Here is an 18,906-nt window from a genome sequence, read left to right as displayed (position 1 = left end):
CAACGAACTATTTTTTTGATTAATTTTTCTTCAGTGAAGCGGCTAACGTAGCGGCATGTTGCAGTAACGCGGGAATAGCCACGCCCTGTACATAGTTGCCGCTGATAATTAATCCCGGGTATTTTTCTTCAAATGAGCGTACTGCTTCGCGCAACTTCGCATGTCCTACATTCAGCTGGGGAATAGCATGTTTCCACTCGCTGAGCCGCTGCATCACCGGGGCGGCAGTAAGTCCCAGCAGGGTGGTAATTTCCGCGATCACCCGCTGTTGCAAAGCAGCAGTATCCATTTCGCCAAACAGGTGCTCCTGCCGTGCTCCTCCCAGGAATACAGTCAACAATATCTTCCCGGCTGGCGCCTTATCAGGGAATATAGCTGAGTTACAGATGGCCCCCAGGAAATGCTTGTTTTCTGCATGCGGCACCAGGAAACCAAAACCATCCAGCGGCTGCGGCAATGCTGTGGCATCAAATCCCAGGTGTAATACACCCATGTGTGGATAATTCACCTGGCGCAACAGGCTTTCCAGCGACTGATCCAGCGTGCCTATCGTATTGGCGGTGGCGTAAGCGGGTGTGGTAAATATCACCCTGGCAGCCATATAGGTAGTGGATACGCCGTTGTCGGTTACGTTCACCGTGTAGCCTCCATCCTCCCGGCGAATGCCCGTGGCAATACAGTTAAAACGTACCGGCGTAGACAACAACTGCTGTAAACGGTTGGTCAATACCTGGTTGCCACCTTTGAAACTGATGATCTTCCTGCCTCCCATGGCATTTTTATCTTTCATCAATCCTTTGGTGACACTCCCGTATTCCTGCTCCCAGCGCGGCAAGGCCGGCAATACCTCGCTTATGCTCATAGCATCTGGATTGCCTGCATAAATGCCCGACAATACAGGATCAAATACATAATCAGCTATCTCTTTATTAAACCGGCGGGTAACAAAGGCAGTAACGGTTTCTTCCCCGGCAGCAGGTGCCGGCTTACGAAAACGTTCGGTAAACAGGCGCCACTTGCTGCTTCCACTCAGGTAGGGTGAAGACAGAATCTTCAACGGATGCGGGGATACCCCATGCAATTGGTTATTTCTTACCAGGAAACGGTGCTTACTGGCAGCCGTTGCCTGCAAAATCTCTCCCTCTAATCCCAGCTCTTTAAAAAAAGACAGCACTTCCGGGGAAGCAGCGATGGTATTGGCGCCGGCATCCAGCTCAAATCCGTCGGCGTGCAATGATTTCATGACTCCCCCCGCATGATCCGAGGCCTCTAACACCAGGTAGGGCACCTGCTGCCGCTGTAGTTCATACGCTATGCTCAGCCCGGATAAACCGGCGCCAATGATCAATACGGGTTGTTCATTCATAAGAAAAAAATTATACAGCTGCGTGCTGTGTGATGATCTGGGTACAATATTTTACTACCGCTTTTACCCACAAAGGATGGATATTCAAACAAGGTATCATTGTAAAAGTTTCACCTCCATGTTGCAGGAAACTATGCTTACCTTCTTCCGCAATCTCCTCCAGCGTTTCCAGGCAGTCTGACACAAACGCCGGACACACAACCAGCAACTTCTTCTTCCCTTCTGCCGGCAAAGCTTCCAGCCGGGAGGCCGTATAAGGCTTCATCCACTCTTCACGTCCCAGCCTCGATTGGAAAGAGATGCCCCATTTTTCGGCAGGCAATCCCAGCGCTTCCGCCACCAATTCCGATGTAATTGTTACCTGGTGCCGATAACAGAAATCATGCGCCGGTGATTTCACATGACAGCAATCATTTATTTTCATGCAATGCGCACCCGTAGGATCGCCTTTACGCAAGTGCCGCTCCGGCAACCCGTGATAACTGAACAGCACATAATCATAGTCGCGCTGCAGGTAAGGACGCATACTTTCAGCCAATGCATGAATATAATCTGGCTCATCGTAGAATGGCGGTACTATCGATAGCTTAAATTTATATTGCTTCTTTTTGAATATTTCCTGCGCATATTCTGCTGCTGTCTCATAAGACGACATGGCATAATGTGGGTACAATGGTAACACCACCACTTCTTTCAGCTGCGGATTTTGCCTGAGCAGGTTCTCAAAGGCAACTTCCGGGCTGGGATTCCCATAACGCATGGCTATTTCCACCGGCACTTCCATATCATTCTGCACGGCCCTCTGTAACTGCTTCGTTAACACTACCAGTGGAGAGCCTTCGTCCCACCAAATAGAAGCATACGCTTTGGCAGATTGTTCGGCACGTTTGGGTACAATGATCCCTTCAATTAGTATTTTACGAAACAACCATGGATAGTCTATCACACGCTTGTCCATCAGAAACTCTATCAGGTAACGTTTTACATCCGGTACAGCGGTAGAATCGGGCGACCCGAGGTTCATCAATATTATTCCTACATCAGATTTAGACACCATTTCTTATAAATTGCAGCAAAACTAACGAAAAAGGCGAAAGCATAAAGCATAAAGCATAAAGCATAAAGCTATTGAAGCGGATAATCTTTGCGGATATCTACCCTGGTTCATCAGGCGCTTCAATAGCTTTGTGCTTTATGCATTTAGCTTTCCGCTCCTCTAATGTCATTATTTTGTAAATACAAAACCTGATAAAAATCATTTTTTCATCGTGATGATTACCAGTAGGAGAAATGACACACTAATGACAGCCTAAACCCTTTTGTTTGCAACGTATGCAAGTACTTTTGCACCCGGAAGCTTATACAAGAACATGCAGGTCAGTCATTCAAAAGAAATAGCAAATTTTCATATTGTTGGGATCAACTATAAGAAAACCGACGCTGCTATCAGGGGATTATACGCCATCAATCCGGCCCAATACCAACAGCTCCTGGAGCATGCCAGGACAGTACAACTGAACAATCTTTTTGTACTATCCACTTGTAACAGAACAGAAGTATACGGATTTGCCGCGCATCCCGGGCAGTTGATAGACTTGTTGTGCAAGGAATCAAACGGTGACAGAAATCAGTTGGAAGAATTAGCCTACGCCAAATCAGGCGAAGACGCCGTAAGGCATCTTTACCAGGTAGGCACCGGCCTCGATTCCCAGATCCTCGGTGATTATGAAATCATCGGCCAGATCCGCAATGCCGCCAAATTTGCCAAAGCACAACAGAGCCTCGGTAGTTTTCTTGAAAGACTGGTGAACAGCGTATTACAAGTTTCCAAACTGATTAAAACAGAAACAGGACTCAGCAAAGGTACCGTGTCTGTGGCTTTTGCCACTGTACGGATGCTGGAACGTATCTGCCCCGATATCAAAAATAAAAAAGTGGTATTGCTGGGTGTAGGCAAAATAGGCCGCAACACCTGCAAGAACATGATCGAATACCTTGGTGTGAAGGAAATTACCCTCATTAACCGCACCGAACAGGTAGCCGCCGATTTTGCAGATCAACATGGCCTGAAATACGCACCCTATGAAAATATGGTCAGCGAAATGCAACAGGCAGATGTGATCCTGGTAGCGTCTAATGCACCACAACCCACTGTGCTGGCCGAGCATTTCCAGGGCTCCTCTCCTAAACTCATTATCGACCTTTCTATACCATTCAACGTAGAAGCCGCCGTAGGAGAGTTGCCGCATATTCAGCTGGTAAATGTGGATGAACTGTCCAAAGTACAGGATGAAACGCTGCAAAACAGGTTGGGCGAAGTACCTAAAGCCATGGCTATTATCGATGAATACATGGAAGAATTCCTCTACTGGTATAAAATGCGCAAACACGCCGTGGTACTGAAAGCAGTGAAAGATAAGCTACAGGAAATACATACCCGTGAAATACAACAGCAGAAGAACGGAGAACACTACAAACTGGAAGATATAGAACTGGTATCTTCCCGCATCATACAAAAAATGATTAATCTCATGGCAGGTAAAGTACGCAAGGAAGCTGATAAAAGCGACCAGTACATTGCTATGATCAACGATATTTTCGAGACCGGCGTTAACCAGGAATAAACAATGGAAAAAGTTATCAGGATAGGTACAAGAGACAGTCAGCTGGCACTCTGGCAGGCGCACCAGGTAAACGATTTGCTCACCGCACAGGGTTACCGCACCGAACTGGTGCCCATCAAAAGCGAAGGCGATATTGACCTGGTAACACCGCTCTATGAAATAGGTGTACAAGGTATTTTCACCAAAAGCCTGGACCTCGCACTGCTTAACAAGCGTATAGACATTGCCGTTCATTCCTTTAAAGACGTTCCTACACAATTACCTCAGCAAATAGTACATGCCGCCATCCTGAAACGTGGCCCCGTAAAAGATTTGCTGGTATATAAAACGAATACCGACTTCCTCGAACAGCCTGGGTACATTGCTCACATTGCTACCAGCAGCGTGCGCCGTAAAGCCCAATGGTTGCGCAAATATCCACAGCACCGGCTACACAATCTGCGCGGGAATGTAAATACTCGCCTCCAGAAACTGGCCGCCGAAAACTGGGACGGCGCTATCTTCGCCGCCGCAGGGCTGGAGAGGATTAATGTACGCCCGGCTACATCCATCTATCTCGACTGGATGCTGCCAGCTCCCGCTCAAGGCGCCGTAGTAGCCGTATGCAGAGAAGATGACCAATTTTGCCTGGATGCCTGTGCCGCCTTCAACGATGCAGACACGGCCCTGACCACGCAAATAGAACGCGAATTTTTACGTACCCTGATGGGCGGATGCACCACCCCTATCAGCGCGTATGCTTATATACAAGACCATACCGTTCACTTTAGCGGAGAACTCTGCAGCCTGGACGGATCGCAGTTTTTCAGTACTTCACACGAAGTATCCCTGGATCAGGCCCAACAGCTGGGCCAACGTGCCGCAGAGGAAATTATGGCGCAAGGTGGCGCTGAAATTGTAGCTCAGATCAGAAATGCCAAATGATCAATACCGCATATTATGCACCAGACCTCTGACAGACAGCTCCATCGCTGTTGCTGGTGAAAATGGTATTCATATAGACGTCAAAGATTTTATCCAGATAAAACCGCTCCCCAACGAAGCACTATGGGGTCAGGAAAAAATGTTCCACCTCTTCCGACCCGGTACCGTACAGGTTTTTACCAGCGCCAATGCTGTAAAAATACTAGCTAAACATTACCTGAGACAAGGGGCCGACTGGTACGTTATCCGGGACACCAACATTTGCTGTATCTCCGGAAAAACAAAACAGCTACTGGAAGAAACCTTCGTTGATTGTAAAATACTGGCGGAAGCAGCCTATGGCAAAGACCTCGCAGCTGCCATCATCCAACTGGGTAATATCACAGAAGTAAATTTCTTCTGCGGTACACAGCGCAGAGATGAACTACCCGGTATATTAACAGCCGCAGGGATTACCGTTAACGAATACGTGATCTACGAAAATATTCCCACACCGGAAGTAGTCGCCACCGATTATGATGGTATATTCTTTTTCAGTCCCAGCGCCGTTAAAAGTTATTTCTCCGCCAATAAACTGGCGCCTAAAACGGTTTGCTTTGCCATTGGCCGTACAACAGCCACTGCGCTGAAAGAGCATACCGACAACAAGATTATAATAAGCCCCGGTACAGATGAAGCGTACATGGTGCAAACAGCTATATTTTATTTTAACAACATTAATTGCTACGAATGAGCGCATTGAAGAACGACTTATTACTGAAGGCCCTTAAAGGTGAAACCGTTTCCCGCACACCCGTATGGATGATGCGCCAGGCTGGTCGCTACCTCCCGGATTATATCAAACTGCGTGATAAATATTCCTTTTTTGAACGTTGTGAAAATCCTGAGCTGGCCACAGAAATAACCGTTATGCCGGTAGACCAGGTAGGCGTTGATGCCGCCATCATTTTTTCTGATATCCTGGTAGTACCACAGGCCATGGGCCTGGAAGTACAGCTGGTGGAAAAAGTAGGTCCCCTGCTGCCAGCTCCTATTAAATCGGCCGCCGATCTACAACGCGTATGCGTGCCGGATGTACAGGAAAGACTGCACTATGTATTTGATGCGCTGAAACTCACAAAAAAGACACTGGATGGCCGCGTGCCGCTCATCGGCTTTGGTGGCGCCCCCTGGACACTGCTCTGCTATATGGTACAGGGAAAAGGCTCTAAAACCTTCGACGAAGCAAAGGCATTCTGCTACCAGCAGCCCGCAGTAGCCCATCAGCTGCTGCAAATGATCACCGACACCACCATCGCTTACCTGAAAGCACAGGTAGCCGCCGGCGCAGATACGGTACAGGTATTTGACTCCTGGGGGGGCTTGCTGAGCCCGCAGGACTTCGAAGTATTTTCTTTACAATATATCCGCCAGATAGTAGCCGCGATGAAAGACATTTGTCCGACTATCGTGTTTGCAAAAGGCGCCTGGTTTGCACTGGAAGACATGGCCGCTACAGGTGCACATGGCCTGGGCATCGACTGGTGTATTAAACCCGAACTGGCCCGCCAGTTTGCCGGCAACAACATTGCCTTACAGGGTAACTTTGACCCGGCTAAATTGCTGGCTCCTATCCCTGAAATTGAAAAGTCGGTGAAGGAAATGCTGAAAGGCTTCGGCAGACAGCGTTACATCGCCAACCTGGGACATGGCATTTTGCCCAATGTACCGGTAGACCATGCAAAAGCATTCGTGGAAACCGTGAAAGCACATGGGTAACAACGCGTACAGGCGATTGATCATTAAAAGTAAGGCACTATGGTAAAAAACGATTTCATCTCTTTTATACACGGGTTACAGGACGAAATTTGCACTGCCCTGGAAAAAACCGACGGCAAAGCTACTTTCCGCGAAGACCGTTGGGAGCGGGCCGGCGGCGGTGGCGGAAAATCACGCGTAATTGCCAATGGAAATGTATTTGAAAAAGGGGGCGTAAATACCTCGGTGGTGCATGGCGACCTGCCGGAGGCCATGGCACAGCAGTTTGGCGTTTCCAACAGCCAGTTCATGGCCTGTGGCATCTCCCTAGTTATTCATCCGCTGAATCCATTTGTACCCACCGTACATGCCAACTTCCGCTACTTTGAACTGTATGAAGCCGACGGTAGGATAAAAGACAGTTGGTTTGGCGGTGGGGCCGACCTGACGCCCTATTACCTGGACGAAAAAGATGGTATCCATTTTCACCAGACCTTTAAAAATGCCTGCGATCCTTTTGGAACAGATCTCTACCCAAAATATAAAAAACACTGCGATGAATATTTTATCAATAAACATCGCAACAACGAAGCCCGCGGTATAGGCGGTATTTTCTACGATTACCTCCGGCCCAATGAAAGCAAAACAGCAGAGGAGCTGCTGGCCTTTTCCAAAGCCAATGGCAACGCCTTCCTGGAAGCTTACCTGCCTATCGTAGAAAAAACCAAAAACATTCCTTATACAGAAGCGCATAAAAGCTGGCAGGCGTACAGACGTGGACGTTATGTAGAGTTCAATCTCATTCATGACAGGGGCACCTTGTTTGGCTTAAAAACCAATGGCCGCACAGAATCCATCCTGATGAGCCTCCCCCCGGTAGCCCGCTGGGAATACGATTTTCACACCACTCCGGGAAGCCCTGAAGCACAGCTGGAAGAGTTTTTAAAACCTCGCAACTGGACAAAGACAGCCCAATAGAAACAATAAAACTTTTATAAAGATGATCAGAAGAAACAGAATCCTAAGAGTATCTCCCGCCATTCGTGCAATGGTAGCGGAAACTATATTAACACCCAGCGACTTCATTGCGCCGTTATTTGTTACCGAAGGAGAAAATGTGAAAGAAGAGATCAGCTCTATGCCAGGTTATTTCAGGTACTCGTTGGACCTGACCATTAAAGAAGCCAAAGAGCTCTGGAACCTCGGCATTAAAAGTGTTTTACTGTTTGTAAAAGCGCCCGACAATGTAAAAGATAATAAAGGAACAGAAGCCGTTAATCCAAACGGGTTGATGCAACGCGCTATCCGGGGCATCAAGAATGCCATCCCCGATATGGTGGTGATGACGGATGTGGCCCTGGATCCTTACTCCTCCTACGGCCATGATGGCATTGTAGAAGGCACCGAAATAGTGAACGATCCTACCGTAGAGGTGCTGGCACGTATGAGTCTCAGTCACGCGCAGGCAGGCGCCGACATCGTAGCGCCCAGCGATATGATGGATGGCCGTATCCTCGCTATTCGCAATATCCTGGAGGAAAATGGGTTCGATAAAACCGGCATTATGGCCTACAGTGCCAAATATGCTTCCTGCTTTTATGGCCCCTTCCGTGATGCACTCGACTCTGCTCCCGGATTCGGTGATAAAAAAACCTACCAGATGGACTACGCCAACTCCCGCGAAGCCATCAAGGAAACGCTGATGGATATTGAAGAAGGCGCAGACATTGTGATGGTAAAACCAGCGATGGCTTACCTCGACATCATGCGTATTATCAAAGACCGTGTAACCGTTCCTGTTAGCGCCTATCATGTAAGCGGAGAATATTCCATGATCAAAGCAGCAGCAGAAAGAGGATGGCTCAATGAAAACAAGGCCGTCCTGGAAAGCCTTACCAGCATTAAGCGTGCAGGTGCGGATCTGATTGCTACCTATTTCGCGAAAGACGCCGTAAAACTGCTGAATGCATAATTCAGTATCTTGCGTAAAACAATAAATCATCCCACAGATGTACAGTAAAAGTGAAATGTTATTCGGGAAGGCCAAAGAGGTGATCCCTGGCGGCGTAAACTCTCCCGTACGTGCATTTAAAAGCGTAGGCGGCAATCCCATATTCATGGAACGCGCGAAAGGCGCCTACATGTACGATGTAGACGGTAATCGCTATATCGACTATATTAATTCCTGGGGCCCTATGATCCTTGGTCATGCTTATGAGCCAGTGGTAAAAGCCATCCAGGAATATGCTGCTTACTCCACTTCTTTTGGCGCGCCTACCGAACTCGAAATAAAAATCGCAGCGCTGATTGTGAGCATGGTACCTAACATCGACATGGTACGCATGGTCAACTCCGGCACAGAAGCCTGTATGACAGCCCTCAGGCTCGCCAGGGGCTATACCGGCAGGAATAAATTCATCAAGTTTGAAGGCTGTTACCATGGTCACGCCGATGCGTTCCTGGTTAGCGCAGGCAGCGGTGTAGCCACACTGGGCATCCAGTCTATCCCCGGCGTAACCGCCACAGTAGCCGATGATACCCTTACTGCTCCCTATAATAATCTGCCGGCAGTAGAACAACTGGTAACAGAATATGCCGGGCAAATTGCCGCCATTATTGTAGAACCAATAGCCGGCAATATGGGCTGTATCCTGCCACAACCGGGATTCCTGGAAGGGCTGCGCAAGGTTTGTGACGAGCATAATATCGTATTGATCTTTGACGAGGTGATGACCGGCTTCCGGCTGGCCCGTGGCGGTGCACAGGAACTGCTGGGCATCAAAGCCGACCTGGTTACCTTCGGTAAAATTATCGGTGCTGGTATGCCTGTAGGCGCCATCGCTGGCCCAAGGGAAATCATGGAAAACCTGGCCCCTGCTGGGAAAGTATACCAGGCAGGAACCCTGAGTGGTAACCCAATCGCTATGATCGCCGGCTATACCTTATTGCAAACGCTCAACGACAACCCGGTGATCTACCAGCAACTCGCCGAAAAAGCCACCTACCTGGTAAATGGCTTAAAAGAAGCTTTTGGCGCGGCCGGTATTGTTCATAGCATTAACCAGATAGGCTCTATGCTGAGCGCACACTTTACCGAGTATCCAATTATCGATTTCTCGTCTGCCTCCGCTGCCAATAACGAAATATTCAAGCGTTTCTTCCATGCTATGCTGGAACGCGGCGTATACCTGCCACCTTCTGCCTTCGAAAGCTGGTTCATGTGCAACGCACTCACCACCGAAGACCTGGATCAAACCATTACTGCTGCTAAATCTGCCATGCAGGCAATCAAATAGTTAACAATTCAATCCTGTGCTGAGTGGAAAAGGCTGTCTCATACCCTGAGACGGCCTTTTATTTTCCCTTCAAACCTGCTCCCGGAGCCTCCGGACTCATTACCTTTTATCCGGCTATATTCCCTTTACAATAAACTAACCTGCCAATAATTCAAAAAATATTAATTTTGGACCTTCATGAATAACCAGGTGCCTATATTAAAACGTTGGATAACTGTCGCCTTCCTGCTGTGTATACAGCTGGTAGCCGGCTTTGTACCTGCGTTTGCGGCACATCGTCATTTCCTGCACGAGATCCGGGCACAACAGGCACAGCAAGACCAACTACTGCACCTCGTACACAAAATGCCGGTGCAGCTGGAAGCCGATGATGACGGGGGCATGGATGTATGGCAGGTTACCAAACATCGCCGTAAAACGCGCTGGTACCTCACAGCCTCCGCACCACAGGTAAGTACGGCCACCCGTATTGTATACCTGGATGCGGATAACACCGCCAGAAATATTTATCTCACTGAAAATAAAACCGGTGAATATGTGCGCCAGAAGTCCTTTCTGCCCGCCTACTATTCCTTTCTATTCCGGTTTACTCCCTTCTGAATACCACCCCCTTTTACGATTGTAACCACTTTTATTGTTTAAGGAGATGCCTGCATTTGCTGCTATTCCGGCAAACAGGTAGCTGCTGTGTTGTATTCACTTATTCCGGTTAAACCGGGATCAATATTTTATTGCTATGCGTCATTATACAGGGATCTTAACATCGCTGACCGCTCTTTTTATGGCTGGTTGTGCCACCAAGGGAGAAAGTACCAACAAAGAGGCACTCAAATCATTACCCGTTACCACCCTGGTAACAAAAGATACTACCCTTCACCGTTCTTACGTAACCGATATACAGGCGGTGCAGAATGTAGAAATACGGGCCCGTGTAAACGGGTTTCTCGATAAAATATTCGTTGATGAAGGACAGGAAGTAAAAAAAGGGCAACTGCTCTTCGGCATCAGCGATGCCGAATACCGGGCCGAGTTGGTAAAAGCCAAAGCCGTATTGAGCAGCCTGATCGCAGAAAGTAAAGCGGCCGCACTGGAAGTAGATCGCGTTACTTTGCTGGTAGACAAAAAAGTAATTGCCTCCTCCGAACTGGAAGTAGCCAACGCCAAACTCACAGCAGCTCAGGCCAAAATAGAAGAAGCCCGTTCGGCTGTTTCCAATGCAGAAATGCGCCTCTCCTATACCAGCATCCGGGCGCCTTTCGACGGTATCGTCGACCGTATTCCACTGAAAAAAGGAAGTCTCATCAGCGAAGGTTCCCTGTTAACTACCGTATCGGATACACGAGAAGTATACGCTTATTTCAACGTATCCGAAACGGAATACCTTCAATACAATAAAGCACTTGCCAAAGGCGATAATAGCTACCGCAAAGTGGCGCTCGTACTGGCAGATGGTTCAGACTACAACCAGCCCGGCAATATAGAAACCATGGAAGGAGAATTTGAAGAGAATACCGGCTCCATTGCCTTCCGTGCCCGTTTCCCCAACCCGTCTAAACTCCTGAAGCACGGCGCCAGCGGTAAAGTGCGGCTCACTACCGAAATGGATAGCGCTGTCATTATTCCGCAGAAAGCTGTATTCGAAATGCAGGATAAAAACTATGTTTTCGTGGTAGATGCTGCCAACAAAGTGAAAATGAGAAACTTTATCCCGCAGGCCCGCTTCGCACATTTCTACATTGTAAAGTCCGGTCTTACGCCCGGCGAACGCATTGTATGCGAAGGCGTGCGCAATATCCGCGATGGTATCGAAATCGCTCCGCGCAGCTTGCCCATGGATAGTTTACTGAGTTTATAATCACAGCTGACCCAGCTGAAATCACGGAATAATGTTTGAAATCTTTATAAAAAGACCAGTGCTGTCACTGGTCATATCGCTTATTATCACCCTGGTAGGCTTACTGGCACTCTTTACCTTGCCGGTAACTCAATTCCCCGATATCGTACCACCCTCGGTAACGGTAACTGCCAAATATACCGGCGCCAACGCAGAAGTATCTGCCAAAGCCGTATCTACTCCCCTGGAACGGGCTATCAACGGCGTACCGGGCATGACTTATATGTCGTCTGTTTCCAGCAACGACGGGATCACTGTTATCCAGGTATTTTTCCAGGTAGGAACAGACCCTGATCAGGCAGCTGTAAACGTCCAAAACCGAGTAGCTACCATTATCGATGAGCTGCCGGAAGAAGTAATTAAAGCAGGTGTTACTACGGAGAAAGAGGTAAACAGTATGCTTCTCTACCTCAATGTGATGAGTGAAGACACCACGCTCAACGAACAGTTCATTTACAATTTTGCAGACATCAACGTACTGCAGGAGCTGAAACGTATTGATGGCGTAGGACGTGCGGAAATCATGGGCGCCAAAGAATACGCCATGCGCGTGTGGCTGAAACCTGACCGCATGCTGGCCTACAACGTATCTGCTGAAGAAGTGGTACAAGCCATCCGTCGGCAGAATATTGAAGCTGCCCCCGGTAAAACGGGCGAAAGCTCCGATAAAAATCCCCTGATGTTGCAGTATGTGTTAAGATACACCGGTAAATTTTTTGAACCGGAACAATACCAGCAAATTGTATTGCGCGCAGGACAAGATGGATCGGTGCTCCACCTGAAAGATATCGCCGATGTGGAATTCGGCTCGCTTACCTACAGTATGGTATCCAAAACCGATGGTAAGCCTTCGGCCTCCATCATGCTCAAACAACGGCCTGGCTCCAATGCCCGAGATGTTATCAACAACGTGAAAATGAAAATGGAAGAGATGAAAAACAGCTCTTTTCCTCCCGGCATGACCTACAATTTCAACTACGATGTATCCCGGTTCCTGGATGCTTCCATCCATGAAGTAGTGCGTACCCTGTTTGAAGCCTTCCTACTGGTATTTATCGTAGTATTTATCTTCCTCCAGGATTTCCGGTCTACCCTCATCCCGGCGCTGGCGGTGCCGGTAGCATTAATAGGTACCCTGGCTTTTATGCAGATGATGGGCTTTTCCATTAACCTGCTTACGCTCTTTGCCCTCGTGTTGGCCATCGGTATTGTGGTCGACAATGCGATTGTGGTAGTGGAAGCGGTACACGTAAAAATGAGTGAAGAACATCTTTCGCCCATGGATGCGACCCTCTCTGCTATGCGGGAAATCAGTGGCGCGCTGGTAGCCATCACCCTGGTGATGTCGGCGGTATTTATCCCCGTAGCCTTCCTCTCTGGTCCCGTGGGCGTATTTTACCGGCAGTTCTCCCTCACCCTGGCCATTTCCATTGTAATTTCAGGGATCAACGCGGTAACCTTAACGCCTGCACTCTGTGCCATCATGCTGAAAGATACCCACGGCAAACCCCGTAAAAAGAACTTATTACAACGGTTCTTCAACGGCTTCAATAAAGGTTACAATGCCACTGAAAATAAATACGCCAAACTGATAGGCTTCATCGCCGGCAGGCGCCTTATCACGCTGGCAGCACTACTCTTCTTCTTTGCAGCCACCTGGGGCGTAAGCGCTATCCTGCCTTCCGGTTTTATTCCTACGGAAGACCAGGGAATGATTTATGTAAACGTGACCACTCCTCCCGGCGCCACCGTAGAGCGTACAGAGGAAGTACTGGACCAGGTACAAGCCATCGCCCAGCAACTGGGCGAAGTAGAGTCGGTATCCACCCTGGCTGGTTACAGCCTGGTAAACGAAGTAGCTGGCGCCTCTTACGGTATGGGCATGGTAAACCTGAAACCCTGGGAGGATCGCGAAGCATCGGTACAAAAAATTATCGAAATGCTGCAACAAAAAACGGCTGGTATTGCTGATGCCAGCATTGAGTTCTTCCCACCTCCTACCGTTCCCGGGTTCGGTAACTCCAGCGGTTTTGAGCTTCGGCTGCTGGACCGCAGCGGTAGCGGCGACCTACGCCAGATAGCCCAAATCACCAACCAGTTTATTGATGCACTGAAGCGACGGAAAGAAATAGGCAGCGCCTTCACCAGCTTCGATGCGGAGTTCCCCCAATACCTGATTCATGTGGATCAGGCGATGGCAGCCAAAAAAGGCGTAAGCATAGATAATGCAATGAGCAACCTGCAAACACTCCTGGGAAGCTTTTACGCCTCTAACTTTATCCGCTTCGGCCAGATGTACAAAGTAATGGTGCAGGCCGATCCCCGCTATAGAACCAAACCAGACGACCTACTGCACCTCCATGTAAAAAATGATCGTGGCGAAATGGTGTCTTACTCCGACTTTGTGACGCTCGAACGGGTATATGGCCCCGAGCAACTAACCCGTTACAACATGTACACCGCCGCAATGATCAATGGCGACGCGGCCCCCGGATTCAGTAGCAGCCAGGCCATTGCAGCCGTACAGGATGTAGCGGCCAAAGAACTGCCCCGTGGCTATAGCTATGAATGGAGCGGCATGACGCGGGAACAGATCCTCTCTGGTAACCAGGCCATCTATATTTTCATCATTGTATTGGTGTTTGTATACCTGTTGCTGGCCGCCCAATACGAAAGCTTCCTGCTACCGCTACCGGTGCTATTATCCCTTCCGGCGGGCATCTTCGGCGCCTTCCTGTCGCTGAAACTACTGGGACTGGAAAACAACATCTACGCCCAGGTGGCCCTGGTAATGCTGATTGGATTACTGGGTAAAAACGCCATTCTCATTGTGGAATTTGCCATCCTGCGGAATAAGCATGGCGCCACAGTAATGGAAGCAGCCAAAGAGGGCGCCGTATCCAGGTTACGTCCCATCCTGATGACCTCCTTTGCTTTCATTGCAGGATTGATCCCGCTTTGTATCGCCTCCGGCGCCGGCGCTATGGGTAACCGTTCCATTGGTACTGCCGCTGCCGGCGGTATGTTGATCGGAACCATCTTCGGCGTACTAATTATTCCCGGATTATATGTGCTGTTTGCCTCGATGACCCGGAAAAAATCCGTAGAACTTAAAGCTTACACTAATGAATAAACGACTATATCACTATATACTCAGCGCCGGTTTGGCTGTTACAACAGCCGCCTGCAGCACCCAGAAAGAACTATCGCTACCTGAACGTATAACCGTACCAGTTGTTACTGATACGCTCTCGCTCAGCAGCTTTTCGCAGGTATTCGATGACCCGTACCTGCGGGGACTAATAGATACTGCACTGCATAACAATTTTGACCTGCTGTCGGCCGCACAACGGGTAGCCGTAGCGCAGTCCAACCTGATGATGGCTAAAAATGCCTGGCTGCCATCGCTCAATCTCGCGCTATCCGCCGGCGTAGATAAGTATGCAGATTATACACTCAATGGCGTTGGTAACTTTGACACTAACCTGTCGCCCAACATCACTAAAGACCAGCATATTCCCGGCCCTACTCCCGAGTACTTTGCCGGCTTACGCAGCAGCTGGGAAATAGATCTCTGGGGGAAATTAAAAAGCCAGCGCCAAGCTACCTATGCCCGTTTCCTAGGGAGCGAGCAGGGGCGCCGCCTGCTGGTAACCCAGATTGTGGCAGGCGTTAGCGGTTTGTATTATGAACTTACTGCCATGGACAATGAGCTGGCTATTATTCAACGTAATATCACCCTGCAGGAAGCAGCCGTAGCCACTGTACATATACAGAAAGCCGGCGGCCGTGCCACTGAGCTGGCTGTGCAACAGTTTACCGCTCAACTGCTGAGCACCAAAGCCCTGGAGTTTGGCGTAAAACAAGAAATTACTTCGCTGGAAAACCAGCTAAACGCCTTAATGGGCCGGTTGCCACAACCCATTTTACGTACTACCGTTACCGGTACACAGGCCTTACCTGCTGCGGTGAAGGGAGGTATTCCTTCTAACCTGCTGTTGTTACGGCCCGATGTACAACGCGCTGAGCTGGAACTTACGGCCGCCAAAGCAGATGTAAAAGCGGCGAGGGCTGCGTTCCTGCCGTCACTGACCATTACGCCCTATACCGGCTTTAATGCCTTTAAAGCAGGACTGCTGTTCCAATCGCCCGGCTCTATTGCCTGGGGGGCCGTAGGTAATTTAACAGCGCCTATCTTCAATAAAAAACAACTAAAAGCGCAGTACAATATTAGTACCGCCAACGCCTATACGGCCTTCTATGATTATCAGCAGGCGATAGTGAACGGCTACCAGGAAGTATCCTCGGCACTGAACAAAGTAGAAAACCAGCAACAGGCCTTTGCCCTGAAAAGTAATGAGGTGCTGGTGTTACAGGAAGCAGTATCTACTGCCAACATCCTGTTTACCACCGGCTATGCCAATTACCTGGAAGTAATTACCGCACAGAAAAATGTGCTGGAAGCAGAGCTGGCGCTGGTCACTACCCGGCGAAATGTTTACCAGGGCCTGGTTTCCCTCTATCGCGCCCTGGGCGGAGGATTTAATGCAGCCCAATAGCAGGTAGGAAAAATATGGGGAGACGGCCGTCACCAGGTGGCTGCTATCTCCCCATTTTATTTTTAAAAATGTCATTATTTCTTTTGGTGTTCAAACAACCAGGTCATTAACCCTGGCTCTACAAATACATTGTCCCAGCTATTATGTCCTACACCGGGATATTCTGTATACTTTTCTTCTGCTCCAAGGGCCTTCAGTTTAGCGTCATAGGCGCGGGAGGCGTCTACCGGCACCACTTTGTCATCGCCGCCATGGAAAATCCATACCGGTACTTTTTTAGCGAAATTACCCGCCGCTTCTACGTTGCCGGCGCCGCAAATAGGGAAAGCAGCGGCAAACAGCTTAGGCCGTTTAGTTATCAGGTAGAACGTACCCATGCCCCCCAGCGACAAACCGCCCAGGTATACGCGTTTGGTATCCACCTTGCCGGAAGCCAGTAAGCTATCCAACAAGCCGTTAACCAAGGTAGTAGCCGGTGGAGGGGTAACATCCAGTGGGAAATCTACTCGTTGAAACTTTCCGGCGCTATCGTTTATAAATTTCATGGGTGCCCAGGTCTGGTTCAAAGGCAATTGCGGGAAAACAACAATCGCCGGATAATGCTCGCGAATGCTATCGCGCAGGAACATCGTGCCGCCATGCAGCAATTGTGCATTATTGTCGGAACCCCGCTCCCCTGCGCCATGTAGGAATACAATCAATGGATATTTCTTATGGGCGTCGTAATGCAGCGGCAGTAAAAGACGGTAACGAAGGGTATCTCCCTTGCGGATAAATGTTTGAGAACTGTAGGCAGACAGGTCATCCTGCGCCCGGGCCACTGTACCGGTAGTTAATAGGCAGGCCAGTAACAAAACTTTGAGGTAGTGCATAGCGGGAATTTTATACCCAATATACTACCGCTAAGTTAGTATTTCAATGTAAAATGTTGTTTCACTTTAAAATCCTTCCGGAAGAATACCAGCCCGATGAAAAACAGGTCGATGGTTAAGGTTACCTGGGGATGGGCCTGGATGGTATGCCAGGCGGCTTCCATATCAGGCGTCCAGTGGATGTCGTCAAAGATGAATACAGAGTACTCATCGGCAAACTGCAGGCACTGCTCAAAATATGCCAGCGTTGGCTCCTTACGGTGGTTACCGTCTATATAAACCCAATCCGGTAACTGCATCTGTTTTAACACATCCGGCAGTACGGTATCAAAATTTCCCGTTACCTGGATGATATTACGGAGGTGCAAGGTTTCAAAATTTTTCGCCGCCCGGGCGGCAATGTTTGGACAGCCCTCAATGGTATATACTTTTGCTTTGGGAGCCGCTTTGGCCATATAAGCAGTAGAAAGGCCCATAGAGGTACCTAATTCCAGTATCCGGGCCGGTTGAAGGTATTGTATTAACCGATAAAATAACTGCCCAAATTTGGGCTGTTTGGCGGCATAACGGGTAATATCCCTTACCCGTCGCTCATTACCGGCAGAAATCAGCGATCCGGCGCCCAGGTCGGTCACCTGCAGCGTTTCATCACTGTGCAGCAATTGTTTACGCAACGCTTCTATTTCCGCAAAAGCGGCGTGCTTGCTTTTATCCAGCAACACATCCTCTATCAGTGCATATACAAAAGGAGAATGTACATCATGACGATTGCCTGACGTAAAATAATACTTCAGGTATTTGCTGGCTAAATTATACTGTTGCGCTAAACCCACTGCTTATATTAAATTTTTAATAAATTTTAGCTTTTATAATACCCCATTTGTGCAAACGATGCTGCACCGATACTCTCAATACACCCAATCCGTAAATGGCACTACGCTTAAAATTAATGCTGGATGCTTCATCGAAGTACTTCGTAGGACAAGTCACCTCAGCAATATCATACCCTTTCATAAATATTTGTGAAACCATTTCATTGTCAAACACAAAATCATCGCTATCCGACATGTAGTTGATATTGTTAAGCACTTCTGCCGAAAATGTACGGTACCCGGTATGATACTCACTCAACTTCTGGCCAATCAGGATGTTTTGAGTAAGGGTCAGAAAACGGTTAAAGATATATTTGTACATCGGCATACCGCCCTTCAGAGCACCTTTACCCAGGATCCTGGAGCCAAATACCACCGGGTATACGTCGTTGGCAATGATGCTGCACATGGCGATAATCAGCTTGGGCGTATACTGGTAGTCGGGATGCAGCATTACCACGATGTCTGCCCCCAGCTCCAACGCCTTGTTATAACAGGACTTCTGGTTGCCACCATAACCTTTGTTCTTATCATGGCGAATCAGATGCCGGATACCCAGCTTTCGCCCTACTTCCAGGGTATCATCTTTGCTGGCGTCGTCCACCAATACTACATCATCTACGATCTCAAAAGGGATCTCCCGGAATGTCTTTTCCAGCGTTAACGCTGCGTTGTAGGCCGGTAATACAACCACAATCTTTTTATTATTAAGCATGAAAGTGGATCAAATTTGGCTGCAAAGGTAAGTCACCTGCCGATAAT

Annotated in this window: 16 protein-coding genes; 11 read left to right on the top strand and 5 right to left on the bottom strand. The window is 48.6% G+C overall.

Annotated elements, in window-relative coordinates; genetic code table 11:
• Positions 1–19 precede the first annotated feature (19 nt).
• Both hemG and hemH read right to left on the bottom strand, forming a co-directional pair.
• A complete protein-coding gene (hemG, locus tag HGH90_RS24655) occupies positions 20–1,366 on the bottom strand; it encodes a protoporphyrinogen oxidase (RefSeq protein WP_169192087.1) in 1,347 nt (448 codons plus the stop codon).
• Between the two features lie 10 nt (positions 1,367–1,376).
• Positions 1,377–2,423 carry a ferrochelatase gene (gene hemH, locus HGH90_RS24650; protein WP_168766380.1) on the bottom strand — a complete coding sequence of 349 codons (1,047 nt, stop codon included), beginning with the start codon at positions 2,421–2,423 and terminating at the stop codon, positions 1,377–1,379.
• 313 nt (positions 2,424–2,736) lie between these two features.
• Between hemH and hemA the strand changes: the two genes are divergently transcribed.
• From hemA to HGH90_RS24595, 11 genes are all read left to right on the top strand, one after another.
• On the top strand, positions 2,737–3,990 hold the full coding sequence (gene hemA / locus HGH90_RS24645; protein ID WP_168766379.1) for a glutamyl-tRNA reductase: 1,254 nt from the start codon (positions 2,737–2,739) through the stop codon (positions 3,988–3,990).
• Between the two features lie 3 nt (positions 3,991–3,993).
• Positions 3,994–4,914: a hydroxymethylbilane synthase gene (gene hemC / locus HGH90_RS24640; protein ID WP_169192086.1), complete on the top strand. Its 921-nt coding sequence runs from the start codon at positions 3,994–3,996 to the stop codon at positions 4,912–4,914.
• Positions 4,904–5,647, top strand: coding sequence for a uroporphyrinogen-III synthase (locus tag HGH90_RS24635; protein ID WP_168766377.1), 744 nt, complete (start codon positions 4,904–4,906; stop codon positions 5,645–5,647). The genes hemC and HGH90_RS24635 overlap by 11 nt, the downstream gene beginning before the upstream one ends.
• On the top strand, positions 5,644–6,672 hold the full coding sequence (gene hemE, locus HGH90_RS24630) for a uroporphyrinogen decarboxylase (RefSeq protein ID WP_168766376.1): 1,029 nt from the start codon (positions 5,644–5,646) through the stop codon (positions 6,670–6,672). The genes HGH90_RS24635 and hemE overlap by 4 nt, the downstream gene beginning before the upstream one ends.
• A gap of 39 nt (positions 6,673–6,711) precedes the next feature.
• Positions 6,712–7,629: an oxygen-dependent coproporphyrinogen oxidase gene (hemF, locus tag HGH90_RS24625; RefSeq protein WP_169192085.1), complete on the top strand. Its 918-nt coding sequence runs from the start codon at positions 6,712–6,714 to the stop codon at positions 7,627–7,629.
• Between the two features lie 22 nt (positions 7,630–7,651).
• Complete coding sequence (gene hemB, locus HGH90_RS24620) at positions 7,652–8,623, top strand: porphobilinogen synthase (protein ID WP_211093076.1); 972 nt, start codon at positions 7,652–7,654, stop codon at positions 8,621–8,623.
• 37 nt (positions 8,624–8,660) lie between these two features.
• A complete protein-coding gene (hemL, locus tag HGH90_RS24615) occupies positions 8,661–9,947 on the top strand; it encodes a glutamate-1-semialdehyde 2,1-aminomutase (RefSeq protein WP_169192084.1) in 1,287 nt (428 codons plus the stop codon).
• A 177-nt stretch (positions 9,948–10,124) separates the two neighbouring features.
• Positions 10,125–10,547: a hypothetical protein gene (locus tag HGH90_RS24610; RefSeq protein ID WP_168766373.1), complete on the top strand. Its 423-nt coding sequence runs from the start codon at positions 10,125–10,127 to the stop codon at positions 10,545–10,547.
• Positions 10,548–10,683: 136 nt separating this feature from the next.
• Positions 10,684–11,802: an efflux RND transporter periplasmic adaptor subunit gene (locus HGH90_RS24605; RefSeq protein WP_169192083.1), complete on the top strand. Its 1,119-nt coding sequence runs from the start codon at positions 10,684–10,686 to the stop codon at positions 11,800–11,802.
• 31 nt (positions 11,803–11,833) lie between these two features.
• A complete protein-coding gene (locus HGH90_RS24600; protein WP_169192082.1) occupies positions 11,834–14,974 on the top strand; it encodes an efflux RND transporter permease subunit in 3,141 nt (1,046 codons plus the stop codon).
• The gene (locus tag HGH90_RS24595) at positions 14,967–16,400 is read left to right on the top strand and encodes a TolC family protein (RefSeq protein WP_168766370.1); all 1,434 of its coding nucleotides are present in this window, start codon (positions 14,967–14,969) and stop codon (positions 16,398–16,400) included. Before HGH90_RS24600 ends, HGH90_RS24595 begins: the two co-directional genes overlap by 8 nt.
• A 74-nt stretch (positions 16,401–16,474) precedes the next feature.
• Here HGH90_RS24595 and HGH90_RS24590 read toward each other — a convergent pair whose 3' ends face one another.
• The 3 genes from HGH90_RS24590 to HGH90_RS24580 are packed head-to-tail and all read right to left on the bottom strand — an operon-like array spanning position 16,475 to position 18,859.
• On the bottom strand, positions 16,475–17,272 hold the full coding sequence (locus tag HGH90_RS24590; protein ID WP_168766369.1) for a dienelactone hydrolase family protein: 798 nt from the start codon (positions 17,270–17,272) through the stop codon (positions 16,475–16,477).
• Positions 17,273–17,307: 35 nt separating this feature from the next.
• Positions 17,308–18,105, bottom strand: a complete 798-nt coding sequence (locus tag HGH90_RS24585) for an O-methyltransferase (RefSeq protein ID WP_169192081.1) — start codon at positions 18,103–18,105, stop codon at positions 17,308–17,310.
• A gap of 16 nt (positions 18,106–18,121) precedes the next feature.
• Positions 18,122–18,859 carry a glycosyltransferase family 2 protein gene (locus tag HGH90_RS24580; protein WP_168766367.1) on the bottom strand — a complete coding sequence of 246 codons (738 nt, stop codon included), beginning with the start codon at positions 18,857–18,859 and terminating at the stop codon, positions 18,122–18,124.
• Between the last annotated feature and the right edge of the window lie 47 nt (positions 18,860–18,906).

The sequence above is a fragment of the Chitinophaga sp. Ak27 genome (assembly GCF_012726295.1).
In the GTDB taxonomy this organism is placed as follows: Bacteria; Bacteroidota; Bacteroidia; order Chitinophagales; family Chitinophagaceae; genus Chitinophaga.
The sequence above is the reverse complement of the archived record's forward strand: the minus strand, read 5'-3'. Positions and strand labels throughout refer to the sequence as shown.